General features: G+C 59.3%; 24 protein-coding genes and 1 tRNA gene. 15 read left to right on the top strand and 10 right to left on the bottom strand.

The features are described from left to right. Window positions 1-214 precede the first annotated feature (214 nt). Together Q1A52_RS10825 and Q1A52_RS10820 are read right to left on the bottom strand one after the other, a co-directional pair. Window positions 215-1,192: a hypothetical protein gene (locus Q1A52_RS10825; protein WP_300014704.1), complete on the bottom strand. Its 978-nt coding sequence runs from the start codon at window positions 1,190-1,192 to the stop codon at window positions 215-217. 563 nt (window positions 1,193-1,755) lie between these two features. Beyond that, a tRNA-Leu gene (locus Q1A52_RS10820) sits at window positions 1,756-1,840 on the bottom strand. A gap of 144 nt (window positions 1,841-1,984) precedes the next feature. On the opposite strand from Q1A52_RS10820, the gene Q1A52_RS10815 reads away from it, so the two are divergent. Beyond that, window positions 1,985-2,500, top strand: coding sequence for a Hint domain-containing protein (locus Q1A52_RS10815; RefSeq protein ID WP_300014701.1), 516 nt, complete (start codon window positions 1,985-1,987; stop codon window positions 2,498-2,500). On the opposite strand, the gene Q1A52_RS10810 is transcribed toward Q1A52_RS10815, so the two are convergent. Next, entirely contained in the window at window positions 2,497-4,041 is a 1,545-nt protein-coding gene (locus Q1A52_RS10810; protein ID WP_300014699.1) for an NAD(P)H-hydrate dehydratase, read from the bottom strand. The genes Q1A52_RS10815 and Q1A52_RS10810 overlap by 4 nt on opposite strands. Window positions 4,042-4,208: 167 nt before the next feature. Here Q1A52_RS10810 and Q1A52_RS10805 point away from each other — a divergent pair, with 167 nt between their 5' ends. The 5 genes from Q1A52_RS10805 (at window position 4,209) to Q1A52_RS10785 (ending at window position 8,689) form a co-directional block, all read left to right on the top strand. Continuing rightward, window positions 4,209-4,547: a P-II family nitrogen regulator gene (locus Q1A52_RS10805; RefSeq protein ID WP_195820706.1), complete on the top strand. Its 339-nt coding sequence runs from the start codon at window positions 4,209-4,211 to the stop codon at window positions 4,545-4,547. 43 nt (window positions 4,548-4,590) lie between these two features. After that, a complete protein-coding gene (glnA, locus tag Q1A52_RS10800; RefSeq protein WP_299830559.1) occupies window positions 4,591-5,994 on the top strand; it encodes a type I glutamate--ammonia ligase in 1,404 nt (467 codons plus the stop codon). Window positions 5,995-6,198: 204 nt separating this feature from the next. Next, complete coding sequence (locus tag Q1A52_RS10795) at window positions 6,199-7,026, top strand: hypothetical protein (protein ID WP_300014696.1); 828 nt, start codon at window positions 6,199-6,201, stop codon at window positions 7,024-7,026. 100 nt (window positions 7,027-7,126) lie between these two features. Beyond that, entirely contained in the window at window positions 7,127-8,050 is a 924-nt protein-coding gene (locus tag Q1A52_RS10790) for an alpha/beta fold hydrolase (protein ID WP_300014694.1), read from the top strand. 195 nt (window positions 8,051-8,245) lie between these two features. After that, the gene (locus Q1A52_RS10785) at window positions 8,246-8,689 is read left to right on the top strand and encodes a glyoxalase superfamily protein (protein WP_300014691.1); all 444 of its coding nucleotides are present in this window, start codon (window positions 8,246-8,248) and stop codon (window positions 8,687-8,689) included. A 33-nt stretch (window positions 8,690-8,722) separates the two neighbouring features. On the opposite strand, the gene Q1A52_RS10780 is transcribed toward Q1A52_RS10785, so the two are convergent. Then, window positions 8,723-9,460 (bottom strand): DUF3445 domain-containing protein, encoded by a 738-nt coding sequence (locus Q1A52_RS10780; RefSeq protein ID WP_300014688.1) that lies wholly within the window; start codon window positions 9,458-9,460, stop codon window positions 8,723-8,725. 128 nt (window positions 9,461-9,588) lie between these two features. Between Q1A52_RS10780 and dddP the strand changes: the two genes are divergently transcribed. Further along, window positions 9,589-10,929 carry a dimethylsulfonioproprionate lyase DddP gene (gene dddP / locus Q1A52_RS10775; protein WP_300014685.1) on the top strand — a complete coding sequence of 447 codons (1,341 nt, stop codon included), beginning with the start codon at window positions 9,589-9,591 and terminating at the stop codon, window positions 10,927-10,929. A gap of 16 nt (window positions 10,930-10,945) precedes the next feature. On the opposite strand, the gene Q1A52_RS10770 is transcribed toward dddP, so the two are convergent. Next, entirely contained in the window at window positions 10,946-11,743 is a 798-nt protein-coding gene (locus Q1A52_RS10770; protein WP_300014682.1) for a penicillin-binding transpeptidase domain-containing protein, read from the bottom strand. A 591-nt stretch (window positions 11,744-12,334) separates the two neighbouring features. Here Q1A52_RS10770 and Q1A52_RS10765 point away from each other — a divergent pair. Further along, a complete protein-coding gene (locus Q1A52_RS10765; RefSeq protein WP_300014679.1) occupies window positions 12,335-13,030 on the top strand; it encodes a VPLPA-CTERM sorting domain-containing protein in 696 nt (231 codons plus the stop codon). 166 nt (window positions 13,031-13,196) lie between these two features. After that, window positions 13,197-14,411, top strand: coding sequence for an alpha/beta fold hydrolase (locus Q1A52_RS10760; protein WP_300014676.1), 1,215 nt, complete (start codon window positions 13,197-13,199; stop codon window positions 14,409-14,411). Window positions 14,412-14,495: 84 nt separating this feature from the next. On the opposite strand, the gene Q1A52_RS10755 is transcribed toward Q1A52_RS10760, so the two are convergent. The 3 genes from Q1A52_RS10755 to Q1A52_RS10745 form a co-directional block, all read right to left on the bottom strand. Then, the gene (locus tag Q1A52_RS10755; protein ID WP_300014673.1) at window positions 14,496-15,101 is read right to left on the bottom strand and encodes a biotin transporter BioY; all 606 of its coding nucleotides are present in this window, start codon (window positions 15,099-15,101) and stop codon (window positions 14,496-14,498) included. Window positions 15,102-15,175: 74 nt separating this feature from the next. Beyond that, window positions 15,176-15,589, bottom strand: coding sequence for a DUF6314 family protein (locus tag Q1A52_RS10750; RefSeq protein WP_300014670.1), 414 nt, complete (start codon window positions 15,587-15,589; stop codon window positions 15,176-15,178). Beyond that, window positions 15,579-15,917: a hypothetical protein gene (locus tag Q1A52_RS10745; RefSeq protein WP_300014667.1), complete on the bottom strand. Its 339-nt coding sequence runs from the start codon at window positions 15,915-15,917 to the stop codon at window positions 15,579-15,581. The genes Q1A52_RS10750 and Q1A52_RS10745 overlap by 11 nt, the downstream gene beginning before the upstream one ends. 83 nt (window positions 15,918-16,000) lie before the next feature. Between Q1A52_RS10745 and purB the strand changes: the two genes are divergently transcribed. The 4 genes from purB to Q1A52_RS10725 all read left to right on the top strand — a co-directional run bounded on the left by purB (window position 16,001) and on the right by Q1A52_RS10725 (window position 19,317). Continuing rightward, window positions 16,001-17,305: an adenylosuccinate lyase gene (gene purB / locus Q1A52_RS10740; RefSeq protein WP_300014663.1), complete on the top strand. Its 1,305-nt coding sequence runs from the start codon at window positions 16,001-16,003 to the stop codon at window positions 17,303-17,305. A 96-nt stretch (window positions 17,306-17,401) separates the two neighbouring features. After that, window positions 17,402-17,563, top strand: coding sequence for an adenylosuccinate lyase (locus tag Q1A52_RS10735; protein ID WP_195820718.1), 162 nt, complete (start codon window positions 17,402-17,404; stop codon window positions 17,561-17,563). A gap of 101 nt (window positions 17,564-17,664) precedes the next feature. Further along, a complete protein-coding gene (locus tag Q1A52_RS10730) occupies window positions 17,665-18,186 on the top strand; it encodes a hypothetical protein (RefSeq protein WP_300014660.1) in 522 nt (173 codons plus the stop codon). A 72-nt stretch (window positions 18,187-18,258) separates the two neighbouring features. After that, window positions 18,259-19,317 (top strand): FliG C-terminal domain-containing protein, encoded by a 1,059-nt coding sequence (locus tag Q1A52_RS10725; RefSeq protein ID WP_299779085.1) that lies wholly within the window; start codon window positions 18,259-18,261, stop codon window positions 19,315-19,317. Between the two features lie 324 nt (window positions 19,318-19,641). Here the strand turns inward: Q1A52_RS10725 and Q1A52_RS10720 are convergent, their stop codons facing one another. Next, window positions 19,642-20,337: a thioredoxin family protein gene (locus tag Q1A52_RS10720; protein ID WP_300014657.1), complete on the bottom strand. Its 696-nt coding sequence runs from the start codon at window positions 20,335-20,337 to the stop codon at window positions 19,642-19,644. Window positions 20,338-20,566: 229 nt separating this feature from the next. Between Q1A52_RS10720 and acnA the strand changes: the two genes are divergently transcribed. Then, window positions 20,567-23,257, top strand: coding sequence for an aconitate hydratase AcnA (gene acnA / locus Q1A52_RS10715; RefSeq protein WP_300014654.1), 2,691 nt, complete (start codon window positions 20,567-20,569; stop codon window positions 23,255-23,257). 100 nt (window positions 23,258-23,357) lie between these two features. Here the strand turns inward: acnA and Q1A52_RS10710 are convergent, their stop codons facing one another. After that, window positions 23,358-23,642, bottom strand: coding sequence for a hypothetical protein (locus Q1A52_RS10710; protein WP_300014651.1), 285 nt, complete (start codon window positions 23,640-23,642; stop codon window positions 23,358-23,360). Window positions 23,643-23,956: 314 nt separating this feature from the next. Between Q1A52_RS10710 and Q1A52_RS10705 the strand changes: the two genes are divergently transcribed. After that, entirely contained in the window at window positions 23,957-24,841 is an 885-nt protein-coding gene (locus Q1A52_RS10705) for a DMT family transporter (protein WP_300014983.1), read from the top strand. The last annotated feature ends 44 nt before the right edge of the window (window positions 24,842-24,885 follow it).

Below are 24,885 nucleotides of genomic sequence, written 5' to 3'. Positions count from 1 at the left end.
GCCGAAAGAGCACAGAAAAACACCTTTTGCCGCAGCCGAGTCAGATTGGATTTCAGCGACAGGACTTCGGCAGAGCCGTGTGCATCTTCGACGGGAGGACAGAGTTGCCTATCAGCACAGCTATGCAGGCACTCCTACCGGTCGATCCAGGACCTTACCGTTGCCTCCCTGTCAAACACCTCGGATCCGCGAACACCCTTGCCCAGCGTCACAATCATAAAGTCCCTTGGCTTTCAATTTCCGCTTCAGCTTGAACAATATCGGGATCGTTCTCCATTTCGCTTGCAGAAACACAAGTGCTCATCTTGAACTCCACATAATCGCGCAACTTGCCTACCATGCCCTCGGCTGCGGTTTCCCAATAAACATAGGGCAATTTTCCAGAAATCTCGTTTAGGTAGTAGCCGGTGTACGCTCTATAGTCCAAATCGTCTTTGACGATAAAAATGGGTATCGCCGGAGTTCCTTCATTAAAATACACCCGGAACTTGCCCGCTGATCTGTCTTCAATCGGACGGAGGGAGTTCTCCAACTTGATGAAGGTACGGGCCTGCATTCGGAAATGCTGCTCGTAGTCGCTGACAGATTTTTCTGGGTAAGCCTCTTCTCGGCGAAAGTTGATATTTGGGTTTCTGTGGTGCGTTGTGACCACATGAACGTGCCCGCCTTGCTTTACGAAGCGTTCAATGGAGTCTTTGAATGTGTCATACTTCTCAATTCTGAAATTCATCCACCAAATAGTCGGCGCTGTTCCAGGTTGATAGGAGCGTCTCGAAAATTCCTCAAAAATGTTCTCCTCTTCTGGGCTCGGCACAATGCCCGCGAGCCCGTTATTCTCTCGGCTGCTCTGAAGCAGCTCAGCAGCGGCAAATACGTTCTCATAACGGCTAAAGTGCTTTGAGAGTTCATCCGCCTTGAGCTTGTTTTGCACATAAAAGAAGATGAATGACACTGATATCCCTATGGCTATAGGTTCGAAAAAACCCAAGAAGAACTGCTCAATTGCAGAGGAGCCATTCGGTGACTTCTCAGCAAAAAACCTCAGCGCAGCCGTCACCAGAGAGACGAGGGTGACCGTTGAAATCAGCACCCATATGTTTGACAAGAAACCAAGTTTCTGTTTTTCGGGCGGATCAATACCTGACTTGTCTTCGGTTCCGTTTTTGTTGGAAAGAAGTTTCTTTTTGTCCATTCGCAGCTCCCTAATTCAATCTCGTACGGCTTAAAGCTTTCTGTGGTAACGAGCAGTACTATCGGTTGAAAATACCTATTCGATAAAACGCTAGGATTGCGCAGCAGCCGCGTTCATGCAAGCTTTCTGCCAGTCTCGATGTGCGCGCTCGCAGTTTGCCAAACGCGACCGAAGCAGGAACCTCAGCAGCCTGGCCTTCGGCCTTGAGTGCAACACCAGGTCCCGCCGCGACCTCGCCGGTCTCCAAAAACTGGGTGCCTTGTGCTGCGTGCGCTTTCCTAAGAGCTTCCGCGCTGTTGTGCTGTAGGCCGCCCTTCTCCGTCTCAAAGCGGCTGATCGTCGTAAAGGAGACTCCAGCCGCTTCCACCAATTCCCTTGTGCCGGGCTGCTATTATCAGATTTGGTAAAATGTCAGGTCGGGAAGGTTACTGGTGATCCAGCCAACTGGTACCTCTTGCTGTTTAAACACGGTGCCGCGAAGCCGCTAGGGCGGGTACAGAGGCGGATTGAAAATCTTGTAGCTTCGTCAAATAGTTGAAATCAAATAAATTCAAAAGATTCCGTGGTGCGGGTGAAGGGACTTGAACCCCCACGCCTTGCGGCGCCAGAACCTAAATCTGGTGCGTCTACCAATTCCGCCACACCCGCACGTTACCGGAATGCAGACCCGGTTGGCGCGCTGCTTAGCAAACCCGCGCAGGCAGCGCGAGAGGAAAATTTCGTGGGACTTTAAGCAGATGTTAGACTAACCTGTGATCAACCTAGAGGCAGGTTGCAAAAGGAAGAACGCCCATGAAGCCGAAAACGGCCGGGCGCGTGGGCAGCGAGCACTGTCCGACGGGCCATGGCGCGCTGCGAGACCACTGTTTTGCCGGGTTGGTCTCTGGAGCGCAGATATTGACACTCAAAGGCGAACGCCCGGTTGAGACGTTGCGCGCGGGCGATCTTGTGCTGACCCGCAGCGGTGCCGTACCCGTGACCCGGATCGACATCGTCAGCGTGATTGCACCCGCTGTTTATGTCATCGCAGGCTCTCTCGGTCACAGCAGACCTGACCGCGATGCCCTGCTGACGGCCCATCAGGCCATCCATCTGCGCGATTGGCGGGCACTTGCGTTTTGCGGCGCGAACAAAGCGCTGGTTGAGGCAGCATGTCTGGTGGATGGTGAGTTCGTGCGCGATCTTGGCCAGCAGCTTTTGACACTGCACCGCATTTTTTGCGCGGCACCGCAGGTGATCTACGCCGATGGCCTGGAGCTTGGAACGGCGGATACTGCTGGCGTCCCCCGCGTCGCCAGAGCAAGCTAGACACCCATCTGGCGAAAGACACCCGGAAGCGCCTCTGGCAAATCCTCCGCAATCAGTCCCGGACCGAAGGATCGCGCGCATTCGCCATGAAGGGTGGTGCCTGTTGCTGCGGCCAACAGGGGCGGCAAGCCCCTGGCGAGCAGGCCGCAGATAAATCCGGCCAGCACATCCCCGGATCCGGCCGTCGCCAACCAGGCGGCGCTATCGTCCGGCGGATTGATAACGCACCTGCCATCCGGACCGGCGATCACGGTATCCGGCCCCTTGAACAGCACAACACAACCCGCCTTTCTGGCCGCGTCGCGGGTTGCATCAACCTTGGAATAGGCCGGGCCCCGCGTCGGCGGCGTGGCGAATTTCTCGGCGATCTCGGGGAAGAGCCGCACGAATTCACCACCGTGAGGCGTCAGTACACAGCTGGGGTGCAAAGCGGCAAAAAGCTTTGGCCGCTCTGCCAGGAGCGTCAGCGCATCCGCATCCAACACCGTCGCGCGCTCCAACGCCAGCACCGCGCCAAGCAGGTCTGCCGCGACATCATCTGTCCCCAAGGCAGGTCCCGCGCAAAAGGCATTCGCACGGGCGTCATCGCCAAACTGGACCTTCAGATCAGCGCCGCCCTCCACCTGCCGGAGCATCACGGCGGTCTGATGTGCCGCGAGTTCGGGCAGCGCCTGTGCGCGCGCAGCGACGGTCACCAGCCCCGCGCCGATCCGCAAGGCACCACGAGCGGCCAAACGCGCGGCCCCTGTGTGCGCAGCGGGGCCACTGATCACAACCGCGTGCCCGTAATCGTATTTATGCCGTCGCCCGGATTTGCGCAGCACATACGGGGCGACAGGCTCATTTTTCAGGATGAAATTGGTATCAGAAGTGCAACGTTGATGCTCTGGGAGGCCAATATCAACGACAACCACTTTTTTTGAGTGAGCCGTAAGTCCATGCGTCAGGAGATGGCCCGGTTTCTCTCCGTGGAATGTCACGGTCAAGTCGGCGCGCAGGCTGTCTCCCAAAACCCGCCCACTGTCGGCACAGACGCCCGATGGGATATCAACAGAAAGGATTTTTGCATCTCCCCCGGCGGCATGCGCATTGATCTTTGAGAACAGGAGATCCAGTGGTGATTCAATGGCGCGCGTAAGACCGGTCCCAAACAGGGCGTCCACCACCAGATCGGGCTTAAAACCCTGATCAATCTTCAACTCTTCTATCGAGACAACCGGCCCTAAATCCGTCCAGCGGTCGAAATTCTGACGCGCATCGGGCGGCAGGTTTTCGGGCGCGGCAAGGCAAAAAACATCCACGGTCCAACCGCGTTCCTTCAACAGTCGGGCCACGACAAAACCGTCGCCGCCGTTGTCGCCCGGACCACAGAGCACAACGGCGCTATGATCGCCCGTCCGCATGTCGGGCCACTTTGCGAACATCGCATCGACAACGCCCTGCCCGGCCCGCTCCATCAAGTCCAGACCTGTGACCACGCCCGACTCAATCGCTGCTGTTTCATGGGCGCGCATCTCTGCGCCGGTCAGAAGTTCAGTCATTTTTGACCCTCGCGATTCATTTTCGCTCATTTTTTGTGCGACACGCCGCAAAAATAAGCGCACATTTGCCAAATGCACTTCGGACAGAAAGCAGTTTACGGCAATCCATGGACCGCTCCAGCCCGAAATGATCTGAACCCAAACGAAACATAGGCAGGGAGGCCCCCATGAAGAAGATCGAAGCGGTGATTAAACCGTTCAAACTGGATGAGGTGAAAGAGGCCCTGCAAGAAGTCGGTGTCCAGGGTCTTTCCGTTATCGAAGTCAAGGGTTTCGGCCGCCAGAAAGGCCATACTGAACTTTACCGCGGCGCCGAATATGTTGTGGATTTCCTGCCCAAGGTGAAAATCGAGATTGTGCTGGACGATGACATGGTCGATGCGGCCATCGAGGCCATCGTCTCCGCCGCCAAAACCGAGAAAATCGGCGACGGCAAGATTTTTGTCACGCCAGTCGAGCAATCGATCCGCATCCGCACAGGGGAAACCGGGTCAGACGCGCTCTGACCGGCCCAAAGATTATCATTCCAACCAAGAGGGATATACGAGAATGAGCAAAGAATTACTGAAGATGATCAAGGATGAGGACGTCGAATATGTCGACATCCGCTTCACCGATCCGCGCGGGAAACTGCAGCACGTGACCGTGATGGCCGATCAGGTTGATGAAGACTTCCTTGAAGAAGGGTTCATGTTCGACGGATCCTCCATCGAAGGTTGGAAATCCATTGAAGCCTCCGACATGAAGCTGATGCCCGACACAGACAGCGCCTATGTCGATCCTTTCTACGCGGAAAAAACCGTTTGTCTGCACTGCTCCGTCGTGGAACCCGACACCGGCGAAGCTTATGAGCGCGACCCGCGCGGCACGGCGCAGAAAGCCGAAGAATACCTGAAATCCACCGGCGTGGGTGACGTGGCCTACATGGGTCCCGAGGCGGAATTCTTCCTCTTCGACAACGTGAAATATTCCACTTCGATGAACAAAGTCTCCTACGAGGTCGATGCCTCCGACGGTGCGTGGAACACAGACACCGATTACGAGATGGGCAACATGGGCCACCGCCCGGGCGTCAAGGGCGGCTACTTCCCGGTCAACCCGGTGGATGAAAGCCAGGACCTGCGCTCCGAGATGCTGTCCACCATGAAGCGTCTGGGCATGAAGGTGGACAAGCACCACCACGAAGTGGCCTCCTGCCAGCACGAGCTGGGTCTGATCTTTGACAGCCTGACCAAACAGGCCGACGAGCTGCAGAAATACAAATACGTGATCCACAACGTGGCACACGCCTACGGCAAATCGGCAACCTTCATGCCGAAGCCGATCGCGGGCGACAACGGCACCGGCATGCACGTGAACATGTCGATCTGGAAGGACGGCAAGCCCGTGTTTGCAGGTGACAAATACGCTGATCTGTCTCAGGAAGCGCTGTATTTCATCGGTGGCATCCTGAAGCATGCCAAGGCGCTGAACGCCTTCACCAACCCCGGCACCAACAGCTACAAACGCCTGATCCCGGGCTTTGAAGCCCCCGTGCTGCGTGCCTATTCCGCGCGCAACCGCTCGGGCTGTGTACGGATCCCATGGACCGAAAGCCCCAAGGCCAAGCGTGTCGAGGCCCGCTTCCCCGATCCGTCGGCGAACCCCTACCTGTGCTTTGCAGCACTGCTGATGGCCGGTCTTGACGGCATCACCAGCAAGATCGATCCCGGTGAGGCGATGGACAAGAACCTCTATGATCTGCCCGCGGAAGAGCTGGCCGGCATCCCGACCGTTTGCGGTTCGCTGCGCGAAGCCATGGAAGAGCTGCAGGCCGATATGGACTTCCTGCTCAAGGGTGACGTCTTCACCAAGGATCAGATCGAAGGCTACATTGACCTGAAGATGGAAGAGATCGAGCAGTACGAACACACGCCGCACCCGGTCGAGTTCGCACTCTACTACAGCTGCTGATCCGGCCCAAAAAGCCGTCACATCATGTCAAAACTGGGGCGCTCCGATCGGGGGCGCCCTTTCTTTTTCGGTAACCTACTGAAATCTAAAACTTTCCTAAAATTTCCCTCAAAACGGGAATACCCCGCTCCCTGCACCGAATCTCCCAAGGATCATCGCATTTGCAGATGAAACTATAAGTTGAATTCAGACAGGAGCGGCACCATGTCAGAGACTGACAGAGGGTATCAATCTGGGCTGGTATTGAGTAGCGGAACCACGGCGGACCTCGACGAGATCGCCAGACTGGTTTCGGGGTTTTTCAAGGCGATGGGGGCGGTCATTTGCGTCACGCAACCCGTGGGAGACCGCGAGGTTCTCGTGCAGACTGAAATTGTCGATGTGGGCATTCTGATGGAAGACGGGGGTGCGGCCTGCAGGATCATGCTGCGGCTCTCGGGTGCGACCGATGGCGCGAAAGCTGAGTGTGACACGCATCTGGCCGCCCTGCTCTACCTGTTGGCCCATAGTCATCCCTGCGACGGGATCTGCTGGCTCTCGCGCGATGCGCTGATGGCGACCAACGATTTCTTCCGGTTTTTCGCTCCCGCAGCCGCCCCCGGCCCGGTCACGGTTCGACGGCCCCGGTTGCGGCAACCCGCACGGACGCAGCGACCCGCGCGTTGCGTTGAGACCGCTGTTGCGATGCCCGCGCTATGCAAACCGGGCACGCAGGTGGTGCCGCGACGCCCCGTGGCCGGCCCAATCAGCCGGCAACGTCAGGACACCCGGATTATACGCGCAGCACTCTCGCCGCACCGACCCGCCATGCGGCAGGCCGCGCCATCTCCGGACAATTCTGTCAGCGTGACCACATGGGTCAGTGCGCTGCGGCGCTCGAAGATCACCACAAGGCTTACGGCAGCGTTGACGCAACGGATCGGATCCGAAGCGGCCCTCCGCCTTACGGCCTTTGCGTTACTGGTCTGCGGCATCATCGGACAGCCGGAAATCGGCCATGCGCTCCACAGCGCGGCCGACGTTCTGCACTGACAATAGCCACGCCTCGGAAAAATCTGCGTTTTGTAATTTCCCGTTTCTGGTGCATCATCATCGCATTTGATGACACGTATTTTTGACGGAGATTTTTCGCATGACCCTGTTCTTTTCGCGCCGTACCTATAATGCCTCGAAAAAACGCTTCACCAATAATCCCGCCGATGTGACCCGCTATGTCCAGTTGACCAGCGGTCCGGACGCGAGCGGGAAATGGCAGGGCGGAATCATCAGCAAGGACGACTGGCTGGCCCAAGTCAAGGCAGAAGCCACGACCAACGAGATTACGATCTACGTGCATGGGTTCAACACCAACCAGATCGACAACCTTGGCCGCATGAACAAGATACGGGCCGGGTTGCGGGGGGAAGGCTACCGCGGTGCCCTGATCGCTTACGACTGGCCCAGTGCGGGCACGGTCACGGCCTATGACAGCGACAAACGCCACGCCAAGCTGACAGCGGAACACCTCGTCCGCGATGGCATCCTGCCCCTGCTGGCGCTGTCCCCGCGCCCCAAGGTCAATCTGATCGCGCATTCCATGGGGGCCTATCTGGTGCTGCGCGCGCTCTCTGAATTCGACGATGACGCAGGCCCCGGATCGGGGGCATGGAAGCTGAACGAGACGATGTTTGTCTCGGGTGACGCGGATCGTCGGTGGTTCGGGAAAGGCGCCTGGGGCGCGCTTTTGCTTGCGCATAGGTCCAAGCGGTTCACCAATTATTACAGCCAGTTGGACGATGTTCTGAATGCTGCTGTCCCCGCCAACGGGTTCCGCAAACGGGCGGGTCGCAGTGGCATGCCCCCCGGCATCCACAAAAACCACGTCGATCTTTACAGCCACGAGCAATACCTCAAGGATGTGGACGGGCCACAGCGGACGGTACTGAACTCGCACCGCTGGTGGTTCGACAATGCGAAGTTCTACAAGGACGCAGGCCTGACGCTGGCGGGCAAGCCTGCCTTCCCGCTGCCAACACGGCGCCGGACAACGACGACGGATCTCGCGCTGTTGAGTTGAGGCCAGCGGGTCGACAGGCGGAATGGTCTTGCCATTGACCGCGCACCGGCGTAGAGGCGGCGCAGGCGCGTGGTGCCTGCCGTTCGCATTCTGGTGAAACCACGATGGACCTTCCGATTTCTGATCCCATGGGTCGCGCATCGGTGCCGGCAATGCGAACACCCGCCCTCTCCTGCGACCTGAATGGAGATGAAAGTGGATACACCTCTTCCTTCCCGCGACGCGTTGAAGGCCCAGGCCCGGCGGCTGCGGGCCCGGCTGATCGAGGCCGGTCAGCCCATGTCGCATTCGATGGCGCTCGAAACCGTCGCACATCAATGGGGCATCCGTGACTGGAACACGCTCTGCGCGCTGGCCGACGATGCGCCCAAGACCGTCTGGCAAGTTGGGCAGCGCGTCACCGGCCGTTATCTCGGGCGCCGCTTTCAGGGCGTCGTGAAGGCGGCAAACCAGCGCGCGCAGGGGTTCTGGCGCATGACCATCCGATTTGACCAGCCCGTGGATGTGGTGCGGTCAGAGCAGTTTTCCTGCCTGCGTCGCCAGATCAACTGCAGCCTCGATGCACGGGGGCGCAGCCCGCAGAAAACATCCGATGGCATGCCGCAGGTCATTCTGAATGATCACTGGTCGCGCCCCTGACAGCGGTCCGGGCGTTCGATCACGACGCCCGGATCACCCTTGCGTGGCTTTGACCACATAGCTGTGAATGGAAAAGACCACCGCGCCGCTCTCGGGCATGCGTACGATGCACTGACGTTCCGCCCGTTGGTAGGCGGCCTCCACCTCGCCCGGTGCAATCCGGCGGGGCGACAGGGCCGAGCGGGGCTGAAACAGGTCCGGATCATCATACCACAGGCGATTGTAGCGCCACATCGGGCGGCCCACCTGTACCCCGTCAAACAGGCGTTGTACCCGGCGGGCGATGCCTGCGTCATATTCCGGCACCGTGTCGTGGATGCCGATCAACGGGCGCCCGACCTTCTCGCTCAGCCGCCAGCTGGCGGGAAAACACAGGCAGGCGGCGGTTAGTACGTGTTCGTCACCGCGCTTTTGCAGAATGCAAATGTCCTCCTGCACCAGCTGGCCCAACGCGACCAGTGGCGCATCGTCATCGAATGGGACGACCTGCCCGTCCGGGCAGCGGCACTCTGTGTCTGAAACCTCGAAACCCAAACCCGGCAGCAGCTTGAGAGCCTCACTCAACACCTCCCGCGCAGCGATATGCGCGCCAGCGTCCTGCCAATAGACATCCGCGCGCTGCGTCGCGAGCAGCGACCGACGATGCGCCATCTGGGCGGCATACGCCTCGTCCAGACGCAGCCAATCGGCACCACCAAGCGGCTGCACACCCGGCAAGGCGCGCTCTTCCAGCATCTCCTGCGGCAGTTTTTTCTGCAAAATCTCCACCATAACAGCGCCTTAGTCAGAGACAGCCATGATGTCATCAAAAAACGACCATGAGGTGTGTCGCATTCGAGCAAACCTGCAACGGAAATTGCGCCCAAGCTTGAGTGGAAACAGATACCGCGAGGTCCGCGATGAACCAACATTACCGCGATACGCGCAAGATCGACCCGAACCGGGGCGCCACGCTGGGCGATGGCTCCCCAAATGACATGGACCGGGTGGAGATCGGCCCAACACAGCTGGCCTTTGCCGAATGGGCGAATGCGGGGCTGGAATTGCCTAACCTCGCCGCGATGCGCGCCTATCGGCACGCACGGCTGACGCAGCATATCGTTGACCGTGGTTATGCCGGGTTGCTGATGATCGACCCGCTCAACATCCGCTATGCGACAGACAGCACCAATATGCAGCTTTGGAACACCCACAATCCCTTTCGCGCCGTGTTGCTCTGCGCCGATGGCTATATGGTCATGTGGGACTACAAGAACGCGCCTTTCCTGAGTAAATTCAATCCTCTTGTCCGCGAACAGCGCTCCGGCGCGGATCTCTTTTATTTCGATCGCGGCGACAAGGTGGACGTGGCCGCCGACGCATTTGCCAATGAAGTGCGGGTGCTGCTGGCCGAGCACGCGCCCGGGCTAAGGCAACTGGCCGCGGATAAGATCATGCTGCACGGGCTGCGCGCGCTGGAGGCACAGGGGTTCACCATCATGGACGGTGAAGAGGTGACCGAAAAATCCCGCGCGGTGAAGGGCCCAGACGAAATCAAGGCGATGCGCTGTTCTTCCCACGCCTGCGATGCCGCGATGCGGGTGATGGAGGATTTTGCCCGCACCCATGTGGGCGACGGCGTGACCTGCGAAGATGACATCTGGGCCATTTTGCATGCCGAAAACGTCCGTCGCGGCGGCGAGTGGATCGAAACCCGCCTGCTGTCGTCGGGACCGCGCACCAACCCGTGGTTCCAGGAATGCGGTCCGCGCGTCTGCCAGCGAAACGAGATCATCTCCTTCGACACCGATCTGGTGGGGGCCTATGGCATCTGCACGGACGTCTCGCGCAGCTGGTGGATCGGCGATGAAAAACCGCGCCCCGACATGATCTATGCCATGCAGCACGGGGTCGAGCACATCATGACCAACATGCAGATGCTGAAACCCGGCGTGATGATCCCGGAGTTGTCGGCAGGTACCCATGTGCTGGATGCACCGTTCCAGAAACAGAAATACGGCTGCCTGATGCATGGCGTGGGTCTGTGCGATGAGTGGCCGTTGGTGGCCTATCCCGACCAGGCAGTGGACGGCGCCTACGACTATCCGCTGGAGCCGGGCATGTGCCTTTGCGTGGAGGCGCTGGTCAGCCCGGAGGGCGGTGACTTCTCGATCAAGCTGGAGGATCAGGTTCTCATCACCGAAGACGGTTTCGAGAACCTGACCACCTACCCCTTCGACGACGATTTGATGGGGCGTTGATGGGCGTTAGACCCGGTTACGGCGCGGGAAAGATATCGAGCCGCGCAAGCACGTGCCGGGCCAGCAGCTTGCGCTGCGGTGCCTCGTCAAAGCCACCCAGATCCATGTTGACCGCAAAGACATAGGTTTCATCCGCCGTCTCGACCCAGCCGACATACCATCCCAGATCCTCCTTCCCGCTGCGCAGGTTATAACCGGTTTTCGCATAGAGTCGCGCGCCACCGGCTTCCGCCTCCATCATGATCTTGCGCGCGTCCACATAGGTCGCGGGCGCGAGCTGCAGGTCTTCCTGTGCCAGTTTGGTCAGAAAGTCGACCTGCTCCTCGGCGCTGATCGCAAGCGGGCCGCGCAGCCAGTAATTGTCGAGCGCGCTTTCATCGCCGATCTCCGCATTGCCGTAGTCCAGGGCCTGCAACCAGTCTGCCATCTTGTCGCCACCGATGCTGGTCGTGATGTGCTGGTAGACCCAGACCGCTGATCGCTGATAGGCGGATGTCAGCGACTGGTCCTGATTCCAGCTGTCGATAAATCGTTCCTTGCCATCCCAGTCAAAGGTGGTCTCAGGCGTGGCAAAACCGCTTTCCAGCGCGATCAGCGTATGGGGAATTTTCGATGTCGACGCGGGCTGAAAGCGTTCCTCGGCCCGGGCAAAGTTACTGCTCCACTTATGTCCGTCCGACAGGCGCTTCACCACTACGGCCGTGGTCGCATTCTCCACGCCAATTTCTGAAACATAATCAGAAATATCATAGGGTTGCGCATAGGCACCCGCCGCGAAAATACTACAAAACGCAGCGGTTCTCAACATCGACATCATAACGTTTCTCCTGATCGAAAATGCTCTGACGGCACATCTGTGACATCCAGAGTTTGGGTTTTTTGGATAGGGATTACTGCTTCTTTTATCCCACCCTGCTTCTAGTATTGCGGGAAGCGGGGAGCAAAGGAGAAATCACAAACCAACCGCCCAAATATCTGCCTGCGCGGCAATCCGCTTGCGACACATCTCTGGAGACCGTGGACATGCCTGATGACTTTTCCGTCAGATTGGTTGATCGGATTCTGGCGCCCTGGATCGGGCGCACTTGACGTCATGCCCATGGGTCGAATGGTAGCTCACCCATCGGGTCGATTCAAGGAAACCCAGGTGGAGGCCTGTGCCCAACATGGTTAAGGTCTTGCCCAGCAAGACCAGAATGCGCCATAGGCTGGAGTACTATGCACGCTGAGGGCGAAAAAGACGGATTCGCAGCGGGATACAGAAAATTCCCCTTCCGTTCCGTCGCGCACCATTGTAGACAAATTTTAATCTCTGGGTTCGGCGAAATAGATTCGCAGGGCTCAGGTTATGTTCATTTGGATCGGCCCTTCAAACGGTCGAACAGTAACGAGTTGGAGACACGGTTTGAAACTCATCGCTCTGGCGGCTGCGGCTGCTCTTTCCCTTACGACATTTGCAACACATGCGCAGGCTGCGACGCTGTCCGGCACTTTTGAAGTGCAGGTTGTGAACTTCAACGCCGGCGGGTCCGGTAATGGTGCACGTGCTGACCGCGAAAACTTTGACGCGCGTTTTGCCGCCGCTGATGATACGCACAAGGACACGTTTGTTTACACCGGCGCGCTCGACTTCTTCGTCGATAACTTCCCCAAGGACATCGATCTGGAAACCGTTTCGGACTTTCTGGAGTCTCTCAACTCCGGCACGGTCAGCGGCTTGGACGCTGGGGTTGCCGGTTTGCGTCTGAGCAACCCGACGTTCCAGACCACCACATTGTTTTCCTTCACCGAAGTTTATGCCAACGCCTTTGACACATCCGTGACCCACGATGATGGCTTCACCATCTATGATGACGGTGAGGAACTCATTGGCTTTGCGAACCCGACGGGCATCCGCACAACGCCGAAAACCGGCACCGTCAACTTCACGGGTGGCGAGTTCAACCTGATCTATGCGGCCGCAAACGGTAACCCATCCAAGCTTTTCGTTGAAGGCGATGGCGTACCGGCTGTGCCGCTGCCAGCTTCGGCCTTTCTGCTGATCGGTGCGATGGGTGGATTTGGTGTTGCAGCACGGCGCAAGGCCCGCAAGGCAGCCTGAACCAACAGTATAGTTGACTGGAAACGCGCTCTGCTTCGGGCGCGTTTTTTTATGTGACACCGTCACTGTGAATGCGCGCGCGTCACCTCCCCGTGATCCTGCTGTCACACCCCTTGCATGCGTCCTGTCATGGCCCCACTCTGATCCCTGACAAAGGAGCCCTGCCATGCCCACTCAACGTATCACTTTCCCCGGACATGACGGCTCGGAACTGGCCGCGCGTCTGGATCTGCCGGACGGGCCACATCTGGCGACGGCACTCTTTGCGCATTGCTTTACCTGCGGCAAGGACATCCCGGCGGCACGGCGTATTGCGGCGCGGCTGGCGTCCATGGGAATCGCCGTGCTGCGCTTTGATTTCACCGGGCTGGGGCATTCGGCGGGTGAGTTTTCCAACACCTCCTTCACCTCCAACGTCGATGACCTAATTGCCGCCCATGCCTATCTGTCAGGTCGCGGCATGACGCCGTCCTTGATGATCGGTCATTCCCTGGGCGGTGCTGCGGTGCTGAAGGCCACCGCGCAGCTCGACACGATCAAGGCGGTTGCCACGCTGGGTGCGCCCTTTGATACCGAGCATGTCACACACAACTTCGCTGACGCCCTGCCCGAGATCATGTCGAAAGGCGTGGCCGAGGTGTCGCTGGGGGGGCGTCCTTTCCAGATCGGCAAGGGTTTCGTAGAGGATGTCGCGCAGGAAAAGCTGACGCCCGCGATTGCCGCCCTGAACGCCGCACTGCTGGTTTTGCATGCTCCGCGGGACGAAATCGTTTCCATCGACAACGCCAGCCAGATTTTTCTGGCGGCAAAACACCCCAAGAGCTTTGTCACCCTCGACAGCGCCGATCATCTGGTCACCCGTGGCGAGGATGCGGAATACGCCGCTGACGTCATTGCCACCTGGGCGCGGCGCTACATCGCTCTGAAACCGCCCGCCCCGCCCCCCGGCGCGCCTGAAGGTGTGTTGCGCGTATCTGAGGCCGATCCAAATGGATACCTGACTGACATAACCTCATCGGACGGGCATCATCTGCTGGCGGATGAACCGCTGGCCTATGGCGGCAGCAACAAGGGGCTCAGCCCCTACGGGTTTCTTTCTGCCGGTCTGGGGGCTTGCACCTCCATGACCATCCGCATGTATGCCCGCCGCAAGGGGTGGCAACTGGCCCATGTCTCCGTCGATGTCAGCCACAACAAGATGCACGCCCAGGATGCGGAAACCGCTGTTGGCGAGAAAATCGACACCTGGCGACGGCGTATTACCCTCACCGGGGAGCTTGACGCAGAGCAACGCACGCGCCTGCTGGAGATTGCCGACAAATGCCCCGTGCACCGCACGTTGGAGCGCAGTTCCACCGTCATCACCGAACTGGCGGAGTAACGGGCTCAGCGTGCCACAAGCGCCAGAATGAAATGAGGCGCAGCCATCGGCTGCGCCTCGCATGTTAACAAAGCGGCGGTGCGCTTAACGGCGCGCGGTGCCGACCATTTTCCAGATCGCCGGCAGGATCAGCGCGGCCAGCGCCAGCTTGATCGCATCCCCCAACAGGAAGGGTGTCAGACCCCATGCGAGGATCGGCTTGTCCCAACCGTAAAGCTGGCCCAGCCACAGAAGGCCCGGCACATACAGCAGGATATTGCCCAGCAGCATCGCCACCGCCATCCACACCATGGACCGATCCCAGCCGCGCTGTGCCAGCGCGCCCAGCAGAACAGTCGCCATCACATAGCCAACCAGATAGCCACCGGTGCCCCCCATCATGTATTCGATACCGTTCAGATCGGCGGTGGAGCTTTGGAACACGTCAAATCCCAGCGCGCCGATGATCATGTAGCCCAGGATCGTCGCCAGGCCGAGCCGCGCCCCATAGGCCGCACCAATGGTGAGCACGGCAAAGGTGCCAAGGTTCATCAGCACCGGCGATCCCGGCACCGGCACCTTGATGTTCGCGGCGATCGTCACCAAAGCGATACCCAGAACGACAAGCACAGCCTGTTTGATCCGACGCGCGGTGCCTTCCGAGGGCACGAAGTAATCTGCCAGAACGGAGTGTGAGGCGGACAATTGCATGAGAAGAGGTCTCCTGTTGAGAATGCTTGGCCCCTGAATGCCGCAGCCACCCGCCCGGTGCAAGACCTGTTGCGCTAACGGCGGCTGTATTGGCTGACCATTCTGTAGGCCTTTTTCGGCCCGGTCACCTCCCAGACCGTCGAAAAAGCAGGCCAGCGCGTGAAATCATACTGCACCACATAGCTATCGGGGTCACACCAGTGGCGCGCCGTGCCCCCCACCGCAGGTACCCGGTGAAAGAACCGGCCATCGTCGAAATTGACGTCCAGATTGTCACGCCACCGGTACATCCGCTCTGCCTGCAAGACCGGTCCGCCGATCATCTCCAGCCGTCCCGTCTCACGGTAGATCATGCCGTGCCCGTCCGGTGTCCAGACCGCCTGCCCGACAAACTTTGCCGTCTGGCCGCCTTGGTGTTCGATCTGGCGGTGCAGGTCCCACTGGCCCTCGAAATCCGCCAGCACGCGCTCTGCGGCCTCAGTCTGCATAGACCGCATCCGTGATGTCGCCACCCGTCCCGATAAAGCGCAGCCTGTCGCCGGACCGCGCAATGTCATAGCAGGCCCAAAGGTCGGACGGCGGCCATTGGCTGCAGTATTGGTCGCCCTGCACGCGCCAATAGCCCCAGCTGTCCGCTCCCGCGTTATACAGCGTGCGGCCCGAGGCGCGAAACTCCTGCCAGGCGCTGTCATACTGCAGTTTGCGGTCCGTCAGCGCCTGCTGCACTTCATCCCCCGTCAGCGGGATCCAGACGACCGTTTCCGCCGCTGCCAGAGCGGGCCACAGCCACATCAAAGCGATCCACACCAAACGCATAAACCCCGGCTCCCGTCTTGTAGCGCCATGCCCGTCAGTCTATGAGCGCAGGCGAGCCGACACAAATACGAAAAGGTGCGCCGATGATCCCCCGCTACTCCCGTCCTGACATGGTTGCCATCTGGTCTCCGGAGACGAAATTCCGCATCTGGTACGAGATCGAGGCCCATGCCTGTGACGCGATGGCCGATCTGGGCGTGATCCCGCGCGAGAATGCCGAGGCCGTCTGGAAGGCCAAGGATGTGGAATTCGACGTGGCGCGGATCGACGAGATCGAAGCCGTGACCAAGCACGATGTGATCGCCTTCCTGACGCATCTGGCCGAACATGTGGGCAGCGACGAGGCGCGTTTCGTGCATCAGGGCATGACCTCTTCGGATGTGCTGGATACCTGTTTCAACGTGCAGCTGACCCGCGCCGCCGACTTGCTGATTGGGGACGTGAAGGCCCTGCTCGCCGCGCTGAAGCGCCGCGCGCTGGAGCATAAGGACACCGTGCGCATCGGGCGCAGCCACGGCATTCACGCCGAACCCACGACGATGGGTCTGACCTTCGCGCGTTTCTATGCTGAGATGGATCGCAATCTGGACCGTCTGGAAAGAGCCCGAGACGAGATTGCCACCGGCGCAATCTCGGGGGCCGTCGGCACCTTCGCCAATATCGACCCGGCGGTGGAAGAGCACGTCTGCAAGCAATTGGGATTGGAGCCTGAGCCGATCTCCACCCAGGTGATCCCGCGCGACCGACACGCCGCCTTCTTTGCCGCCCTAGGCGTCGTGGCCAGTTCCATCGAAAACATCGCGACCGAGATCCGCCATATGCAGCGCACCGAAGTGCTCGAAGGCGCGGAGTTTTTCTCCATGGGCCAAAAGGGCTCCTCGGCCATGCCGCACAAAAAGAACCCGGTGCTGACCGAAAATCTGACCGGGCTGGCGCGCATGGTCCGCTCCGCCGTGATCCCCGCGATGGAGAATGTGGCCCTCTGGCATGAGCGCGACATCTCGCATTCCTCGGTTGAGCGCATGATCGGGCCGGATGCGACCATCACGCTCGACTTTGCCCTCGCCCGACTCACGGGCGTGATCGACAAGATGTTGATCTTCCCGGATAACATGCTGGACAACATGAACAAATTCCCCGGTCTGGTCATGAGCCAGCGCGTGCTTCTGGCGCTCACCCAGGCCGGTGTCAGCCGCGAGGACGCCTACACCTTCGTGCAGCGCAACGCGCTCAAGGTCTGGGAACATCGCACGGATTTCAAAGAGGAACTGCTGGCAGACCCCGATGTAACAGCGGCGCTCGGCCCTGCGGAGATCGAAGAGAAATTCGACCTCGGTTATCACACTAAACATGTCGACACGATCTTTGCGCGGGTGTTCAAGGACTAGGCACAGCGTCGTTATCGCCAGAGCGGACCCGGCATTTTTGTTGACCAAACGTCAACCGCTGCTACCTTGGAGGGTATTCAACACAGGAGACCCGCAATGACGATCAAGACGTTGGCCGCCGCGGTGGCCCTCACGCTTGCCCCCGCCCTGGCTTTTGCCGCCGGGTGCAACTACGGCAAGGAAGAAATAACCATGTCCTGCGCTGCAGGCACGGTCTATGACACCGACAGCAAATCCTGCGTGGCCACGACCACCTGATTTGAACTTTTTTATGCGATCACGCTTCTGTGATCGCATAAAATGACCCTCTGCCTTGTTATCGGCGTACAGTAATTAACCCGTGCAAGGAGATTTCTTAAATGCGTATTTTTCTGACAGCAGCCTTTCTGTTGCCCACCGCCGTTATGGCCAATGGGGGCAACGACGATGCTCCGCCCCCAAAACCGACTGTGAGCTGCGACGGCGCAAAGGTCTATGACAAGAAAACCAAGACCTGTGTGGATGCTCAGGAAAGCAGCCTCGAAAGCGAACAGCTCTATCTGGCCGTGCGCCAGCTGGCGTATGCGGGCCGCTACCAGGACGCCCAGACAGTCGCGCAGGCATTGCCCCGCGATCATGCCGGGCGCCTGACCTATATGGGGTTCACCCACCGCAAGATGGGCAATGTCGATCTGGGCATGATGTTCTATGAACAGGCGATTGCCGAGAACCCGGGCAATATTCTGGCACGCTCCTACATGGGTCAGGGCCTTGTCGAGGCGGGCGATGTCAAAGGGGCCATGGTGCAATTGCGGGCCATTCGTGCCCACGGTGGCGCAGGCACCTGGTCCGAGGCGTCGCTGCGCAATGCCATCGCAACAGGCACCACTTACAACTACTGACTTCAGCCAATCCTTAACCTTTATCTGCGAGAACAAAGAGAGATCAAGTTCAGGCAGGTGAAGATGACAGATATGGTTCCAATGGCTCCGTTTCCGGCTTTGCCGGAGACGGGAAACAAGGCTCCGGTCTCCTTGAGCCGCAAGGCGAAGGCGGCGATCGTCGTGCGGCTGCTGTTGAACGAAGGGGCAGATATCCCGCTTGAGGATCTGCCCGAGGAACTTCAGGCGCAGTTGACCAAGCAGATGGGCTCCATGCGTCTGGTCGACCGTGGCACGCTGGGCAGCGTGGTTTCCGAATTCGCCGATGAACTTGAAAGCATCGGTCTGTCTTTCCCAGGTGGGATCGCAGGCGCGCTCGATTCGCTGGACGGGCGAATTTCCAAGCAAACGGCAGCGCGCCTGCGAAAAGAAGCAGGGGTTCGTCAATATGGCGACCCATGGGCACGGTTGCGTGACATGGGGACCGAAAAGCTGCTGCCGGTCCTGGAGAATGAAAGCACCGAAGTGGCCGCCGTCTTGCTGTCAAAAATCGATGTGTCGCGCGCCGCCGAGTTGTTGAGTAAATTGCCTGGCCCGCAGGCCCGGCGCATTACGTATGCCGTATCACAAACCAGTGCCGTGACCCCCGACGCGGTAGACCGGATTGGCCTGTCACTTGCAACCCAGCTTGATGCAGAGCCGATGAAAGCTTTCGACGATGGCCCGGTGGAGCGGGTTGGGGCGATCCTGAACTCAACAGCCTCCGTCACGCGGGACGATGTACTGGAAGGGCTGGACGAAACAGACGCGGGTTTTGCCGATCTGGTGCGCAAGGCGATCTTCACCTTTGCCAATATCCCCAAGCGGATTGCACCGCGCGATATCCCGCGTGTCGTTCGCGAGCTGGATCAGGAGGTGTTGGTCACCGCACTGGCCGGGTCAGAGGCGGCTGGTATGAAGGAAAGCGCCGACTTCATTCTGGAGAATATGTCCGGGCGTATGGCCGATCAGCTACGCGAGGAAATCTCCGAGCGCGAGAAGGTGAAAGCAGCCGAGTGCGAAGAGGCGATGGCGACGATTGTGACGCAAATCCGGGAAATGGAAGCCTCTGGTGACCTGCTGCTGGTGGTGCAGGACAGCGACGAGGACTGACCTTCAGACTCTAGACCCGCTTCGCGGTCTCGTCTGGGTGATAGCGGGTCTGAGGCGTCCGCTTGCGTATCAGTGGTTCCGCCAACGCGCGCTGCGCAACCCGCGAGAACGCCAGCCCGTCTGCTTCTGCCGGTTTGCCGGGAGGTGCGTTATAGACGCGTCGCACGTTGGCTCCGGCCACAATGGCGCGTACAGGCGATTTCCACTCACGAGTGACAACGCCCTACGGTCTCGGAAGGCGTGGCGGATTGGTGGTCAATTTGACCTCGTGATGAAGACAAGTAACGACAGTTGGACTACATCACCCGACGCCATTCCACCAAATCACTTCAGTTGCGCGGCGGCCCGAATAGGGCCCATCTTGGCCGCTTGGATCAAAACCACCACCGGCGCATCCCCGGGCGCAGCGGCCGAGAGGGACAGCGGCGCTCTGCCGTCCCATTCTCCCAGCACCTTCCAGTCCTCGGTCACATTGGCGTATTTGATCGTCCGGCCCGCATTCTCGCCCCGGGTGATCCGCGCCTCGCGCTGAGGCCTGTAGCGCAGCATCTGCACCACCATCGCCTCGCTATTGCCCTGCAGGCGCGACGCCTCGATCTGTACCTTATCACCGCTGCGCGTCAGCGACAGCGTGACGGGCTGCGACCGTTCCTTGTGCATCGCAATCGCTTCCGAAATCTGCATAGGCTTCGCGCCGACGATGTCCGTCAAACCGTTCACGATCATTTCGGGCGTGTAGATCGACCGCCGGCCGGCAACCGTTGCATAGGCCCGCTGGCGCTCCGCATTGCGCGGATCGGCAAACTCATCTTTCCAGCCGATGTAGTCCCAATAGTCCACGTGCAGCGCCAGTGCGATCACGTCGTCGCGCTTGGCCAGCGCATGCATCAACTCATCCGCCGGGGGGCAGGACGAGCATCCCTGCGACGTGAACAGCTCCACCACGACCGGCGAGTTTTGCGCAAAACCGGGCACGGCCAGCAACCAAAATGCGGCAAAGGCCTGCAACATTCGTTTCATGTGATTCCTCTTGCGGCCATCAGAGCCGTTTCATGCACCGTAGAATCTCCCGACTGTAATGACCAATCAAGGTTTCTTGAGAGATTGCGAGGTAAATTTCCTTGAAACGGTACACAATGGTATACAATTTTCAACCAACCGGGTGGATTTGAGTTGAACTGCCTTGCTCCATAGGGCATTGAACGCGCAACCCAAGACATGATCCAGCCCAAGCCAGAGGACACCCCTTATGCCCATTACCGTTGGTCACGACATTTCCAAAACCCGCAAAACCCTGAGTGTTGGCGCGCAAAGCGTCGATTATTACTCCATTCCTGCCGCGACGGAGGCCGGTCTGGGGGACTTCGCAAACCTGCCCGCCGCTCTGAAAGTGGTGCTGGAAAACATGCTGCGGTTCGAGGATGGCAAGACGGTCACAACCGACGACATCAAGGCCTTTGCCGAATGGGCGCAAAAGGGCGGCAAGAACCCCCGCGAGATTGCCTACCGCCCTGCCCGCGTGCTGTTGCAGGATTTCACCGGTGTGCCGGCGGTTGTCGATCTCGCCGCGATGCGCGACGCGATCATCAGCCTGGGTGGTGATGCCGAGAAGATCAACCCGCTGAACCCGGTCGATCTGGTCATCGACCACTCGGTCATGATCGATGAGTTTGGCAACCCGCGCGCGTTCCAGATGAACGTGGACCGTGAATACGAACGTAATATGGAGCGCTATACCTTCCTCAAATGGGGTCAGAAAGCGTTCAACAACTTCCGCGTGGTGCCCCCCGGCACCGGCATCTGCCACCAGGTGAACCTGGAATACCTCGCCCAGACCGTCTGGACCGACACCGATCAGAATGGGGCGGAGGTTGCCTACCCTGATACGCTTGTCGGCACCGACAGCCACACCACCATGGTCAATGGTGCAGCCGTTCTGGGCTGGGGCGTCGGCGGGATCGAGGCCGAAGCCGCGATGCTGGGGCAGCCAATTTCCATGCTGATCCCCGAGGTTGTTGGCTTTGAGCTGACCGGCACGATGATGGAAGGCACCACTGGCACTGACCTGGTGCTGAAGGTCGTCGAGATGCTGCGCGCCAAGGGCGTGGTTGGCAAGTTCGTGGAATTCTACGGCGAGGGCCTTGATCGCCTGCCGCTTGCTGATCGCGCAACCATCGCCAACATGGCGCCTGAGTATGGAGCCACCTGTGGTTTCTTCCCGATTGACGCGGAAACGCTGCGCTACCTGCGCAATACTGGCCGGGATGAAGACCGCGTGGCACTGGTCGAAGCCTACGCCAAGGAAAACGGTTTCTGGCGCGGCGCGGACTACAGCCCGGTCTACACCGACACGCTGCACCTCGACATGGGCACCATCGTGCCTGCCATCTCCGGCCCAAAACGCCCCCAAGACTACGTTGCACTGGACCAGGCCAAGGCCGCCTTCCTGCGCGAAATGGAAGAGACTTTCAAACGCCCGATGGGCAAGGAGGTTGCAGTCGCGGGCGAAGACTACACCATGGAAAGCGGCAAGGTCGTGATCGCCTCGATCACCTCCTGCACCAACACCTCCAATCCTTACGTGATGATCGGCGCGGGCCTCGTAGCCCGCAAGGCAGCGGCATTGGGCCTGAACCGCCAACCATGGGTCAAGACTTCATTGGCGCCTGGAAGCCAAGTGGTCTCCGCCTATCTGGAGGCCGCAGGTCTGCAGGAAGATCTCGACAAGATCGGGTTCAACCTCGTGGGTTACGGCTGTACCACCTGCATCGGCAACTCTGGCCCGATCCAGAAAGAGCTGTCCGATGCCATTGCCGAAGGGGACCTCGTGGCCACCTCCGTGCTCTCGGGCAACCGCAACTTCGAAGGGCGGATCAGCCCGGACGTGCGCGCCAACTACCTCGCCTCGCCGCCGCTGGTCGTGGCCTATGCGCTGGCAGGCACCCTCGACATTGACCTCACCACGGAGCCCCTGGGCCAGGATCAGGACGGCAATGACGTCTTCCTGAAAGACATCTGGCCGTCCAGCCAAGAGATTGCCGAACTGGTCGAGGCGACCGTAACGCGCGACGCCTTCCTGACCAAATACGCCGATGTCTTCAAAGGCGACGAGAAATGGCAGGACGTCAGCACAACGGATAGCAAGGTTTATGACTGGCCAGTGTCTTCGACTTATGTGCAGAACCCGCCTTACTTCCAGGGCATGGGTAAAGAACCGGGCACCATCAGCAACATCGACAATGCCAAGGTGCTTGCCGTGCTGGGCGACATGATCACGACAGACCACATCTCCCCTGCCGGTTCCTTCAAGGATAGCACCCCGGCCGGTCAATATCTGATCGAACGTCAGGTACCAGTGCGCGAGTTCAACTCTTACGGCTCACGGCGCGGCAACCACGAGGTGATGATGCGCGGCACTTTCGCCAACATCCGAATCAAGAACGAGATGCTGGACGGGGTCGAGGGCGGCTACACCAAGGGTCCCGATGGCGACCAGACGTCGATCTACGACGCCGCGATGGCCTATCAGGAAGCGGGCACACCGCTGGTCGTCTTTGGTGGTGAGCAATATGGTGCGGGGTCTTCCCGTGACTGGGCTGCCAAGGGGACCGCGCTGCTGGGCGTCAAGGCAGTGATCGCGGAGAGCTTTGAGCGTATCCACCGCTCCAACCTCGTGGGCATGGGCGTGATCCCCTTTGAATTCACCGGCGGCGATACACGCAAGTCGCTGGGCCTGACCGGGGAAGAAACCGTCTCCATTGCCGGTCTGGACACCATCAAGCCGCTGCAGGAAGTGCCCTGCACCATCACCATGGCGGACGGTTCAGTGAAAGAAATAACGCTGAAGTGCCGGATCGATACCGCGATCGAGATCGAATACATCGAACATGGCGGCGTGCTGCACTACGTTTTGCGCAACCTCGCCCAAGAAGCGGCCTGATTGTCCGTTCTGATAAACTCAAAGAAGGCTCCGGATCTCCTCCGGGGCCTTTTTTCATTGTGATGGAGGCAGCAGGTCAAGGCCCTGAACCATCAAATCCCTAGTCGCTGTCAGGCTGCGCGGCCTGCTGTCGGCGCTCTTCGATGAAGTACCGGCCCTCTTCCCGCGCCGCTTCCAGGATGGCCTCTCCCACAAGGGTTCTGGACAGTGTGCCACCCTGAGACTGTACAGCGCGCTGAGGGTCTGACGGATCAACGACCCTTGATGAGGAGGCAGCCGAGCGACTGCCGTCAAAGCGTGGCGGTTCCTGCACGGTCTGCGCCTGTGCAACACCGGCGAAGAGCACGGCTGCCAGACCGAGATAGAGATTTTTGACACGCGTCATGGGACAGGCTTTCTATTAAGGCGTCTATGGTAGCACTCTTCCATGCAATAGCTTCGGCTGACTTAAATCATGATTAAGAACAGCGATTTCAGCGCGCGTGGCGACATGTAAGGGTGCCAAATCTGGCGCTCATCGACGGCACGCTGTTGGTCAAATCCCCCTTTTGACAGCTCAGCGGGTATGGAAGTTGGCATTCCAACCCTCTCAGCAACAAGGAAAAATGAGGGCTGGAACTCTAGACCACGACCGCTCAGTGGGATAGCGGTCACGGGCACGCACGCGCTGACAGAACGGGATTCCTTACCATTACCGCCATCGCAACGGATAACAGGGCCAACCTGATCGGCAGCATCTGGATGATCGCCTCAATGGCGGCTTTCACGGTCGAGGATGCCTTTGTGAAGGCAGCCTCCGACGTGCTGCCGGTGGGGCAAATCCTGATTATATTCGGCCTGGGCGGTGCCTTTCTGTTCGCCTGTCTGGCCATGCATCAAAGAGAGCCGCTGTTCACCCCCGACGTCGTATCGCGCCCGATGCGCATTCGCGTGCTCTTTGAAATTGTCGGGCGGCTTTTCTATATCCTCGCCATTTCGCTTACGCCCTTGTCCTCGGCGACCGTGATCCTGCAGGCAACGCCGCTGGTCGTGGTTGCAGGCGCGGCGCTGGTCTTTGGTGAAAAGGTCGGATGGCGCAGATGGGCGGCCATTCTCATTGGGCTGGTCGGGGTCGTGATCATCGTGCAGCCGGGCACGGAAAGCTTCTCCATGCTGTCGGTTCTGGCCATTGTCGGCATGATCGGATTTGCCGGGCGCGATCTGGCCAGCCGGGCCGCGCCCGCGTCACTCAGCACCCCGATCCTCGGACTATATGGATTTCTGTCTGTCGTCGTCGCCGGTGTGATTTTTTCGGCATGGCAGGCACAGCCGTTTGTGATTCCAACGGCCCGGACATCTCTTTTTCTGGCAGGCGCGGTTCTGGCCGGCGTTGCGGCCTATAGCTGCCTGATGAAGGCGATGCGCACTGGCGAAGTTTCTGCCGTGACGCCCTTCAGATACGTCAGACTGCTGTTCGGTGTGGGCTTCGGTGTGGTCTTCTTTGGCGAGCAGTTGAGTTTTTCAATGCTGCTCGGCTCAGCCGTGATCGTTGTGTCGGGTCTCTTTATCCTGTGGCGGGGGAAAAAGGCAGACGCGCCATCCTGACATCTGAACGCGCGGTGACACCCTGTGCGCTCAAAGGCAGTGCG

Origin of the sequence: uncultured Roseobacter sp. (assembly GCF_947488185.1) — a bacterium.
In the GTDB taxonomy this organism is placed as follows: Bacteria; Pseudomonadota; Alphaproteobacteria; order Rhodobacterales; family Rhodobacteraceae; genus Roseobacter.
Note: the sequence above shows the minus strand (reverse complement) of the source record. Positions and strands in the feature narration are given on the sequence as shown.

Excerpts from the sequence above, each read along its gene's own strand:
- Q1A52_RS10825 (WP_300014704.1), bottom strand. The coding sequence starts at position 1,192 with ATGGACAAAAAGAAACTTCTTTCCAACAAAAACGGAACCGAAGACAAG.
- Q1A52_RS10815 (WP_300014701.1), top strand. The coding sequence starts at position 1,985 with ATGAAGCCGAAAACGGCCGGGCGCGTGGGCAGCGAGCACTGTCCGACG.
- Q1A52_RS10810 (WP_300014699.1), bottom strand. The coding sequence starts at position 4,041 with ATGACTGAACTTCTGACCGGCGCAGAGATGCGCGCCCATGAAACAGCA.
- Q1A52_RS10805 (WP_195820706.1), top strand. The coding sequence starts at position 4,209 with ATGAAGAAGATCGAAGCGGTGATTAAACCGTTCAAACTGGATGAGGTG.
- glnA (WP_299830559.1), top strand. The coding sequence starts at position 4,591 with ATGAGCAAAGAATTACTGAAGATGATCAAGGATGAGGACGTCGAATAT.
- Q1A52_RS10795 (WP_300014696.1), top strand. The coding sequence starts at position 6,199 with ATGTCAGAGACTGACAGAGGGTATCAATCTGGGCTGGTATTGAGTAGC.
- Q1A52_RS10790 (WP_300014694.1), top strand. The coding sequence starts at position 7,127 with ATGACCCTGTTCTTTTCGCGCCGTACCTATAATGCCTCGAAAAAACGC.
- Q1A52_RS10780 (WP_300014688.1), bottom strand. The coding sequence starts at position 9,460 with ATGGTGGAGATTTTGCAGAAAAAACTGCCGCAGGAGATGCTGGAAGAG.
- dddP (WP_300014685.1), top strand. The coding sequence starts at position 9,589 with ATGAACCAACATTACCGCGATACGCGCAAGATCGACCCGAACCGGGGC.
- Q1A52_RS10770 (WP_300014682.1), bottom strand. The coding sequence starts at position 11,743 with ATGTCGATGTTGAGAACCGCTGCGTTTTGTAGTATTTTCGCGGCGGGT.
- Q1A52_RS10760 (WP_300014676.1), top strand. The coding sequence starts at position 13,197 with ATGCCCACTCAACGTATCACTTTCCCCGGACATGACGGCTCGGAACTG.
- Q1A52_RS10755 (WP_300014673.1), bottom strand. The coding sequence starts at position 15,101 with ATGCAATTGTCCGCCTCACACTCCGTTCTGGCAGATTACTTCGTGCCC.
- Q1A52_RS10750 (WP_300014670.1), bottom strand. The coding sequence starts at position 15,589 with ATGCAGACTGAGGCCGCAGAGCGCGTGCTGGCGGATTTCGAGGGCCAG.
- Q1A52_RS10745 (WP_300014667.1), bottom strand. The coding sequence starts at position 15,917 with ATGCGTTTGGTGTGGATCGCTTTGATGTGGCTGTGGCCCGCTCTGGCA.
- purB (WP_300014663.1), top strand. The coding sequence starts at position 16,001 with ATGATCCCCCGCTACTCCCGTCCTGACATGGTTGCCATCTGGTCTCCG.
- Q1A52_RS10735 (WP_195820718.1), top strand. The coding sequence starts at position 17,402 with ATGACGATCAAGACGTTGGCCGCCGCGGTGGCCCTCACGCTTGCCCCC.
- Q1A52_RS10730 (WP_300014660.1), top strand. The coding sequence starts at position 17,665 with ATGCGTATTTTTCTGACAGCAGCCTTTCTGTTGCCCACCGCCGTTATG.
- Q1A52_RS10725 (WP_299779085.1), top strand. The coding sequence starts at position 18,259 with ATGGTTCCAATGGCTCCGTTTCCGGCTTTGCCGGAGACGGGAAACAAG.
- Q1A52_RS10720 (WP_300014657.1), bottom strand. The coding sequence starts at position 20,337 with ATGAAACGAATGTTGCAGGCCTTTGCCGCATTTTGGTTGCTGGCCGTG.
- acnA (WP_300014654.1), top strand. The coding sequence starts at position 20,567 with ATGCCCATTACCGTTGGTCACGACATTTCCAAAACCCGCAAAACCCTG.
- Q1A52_RS10710 (WP_300014651.1), bottom strand. The coding sequence starts at position 23,642 with ATGACGCGTGTCAAAAATCTCTATCTCGGTCTGGCAGCCGTGCTCTTC.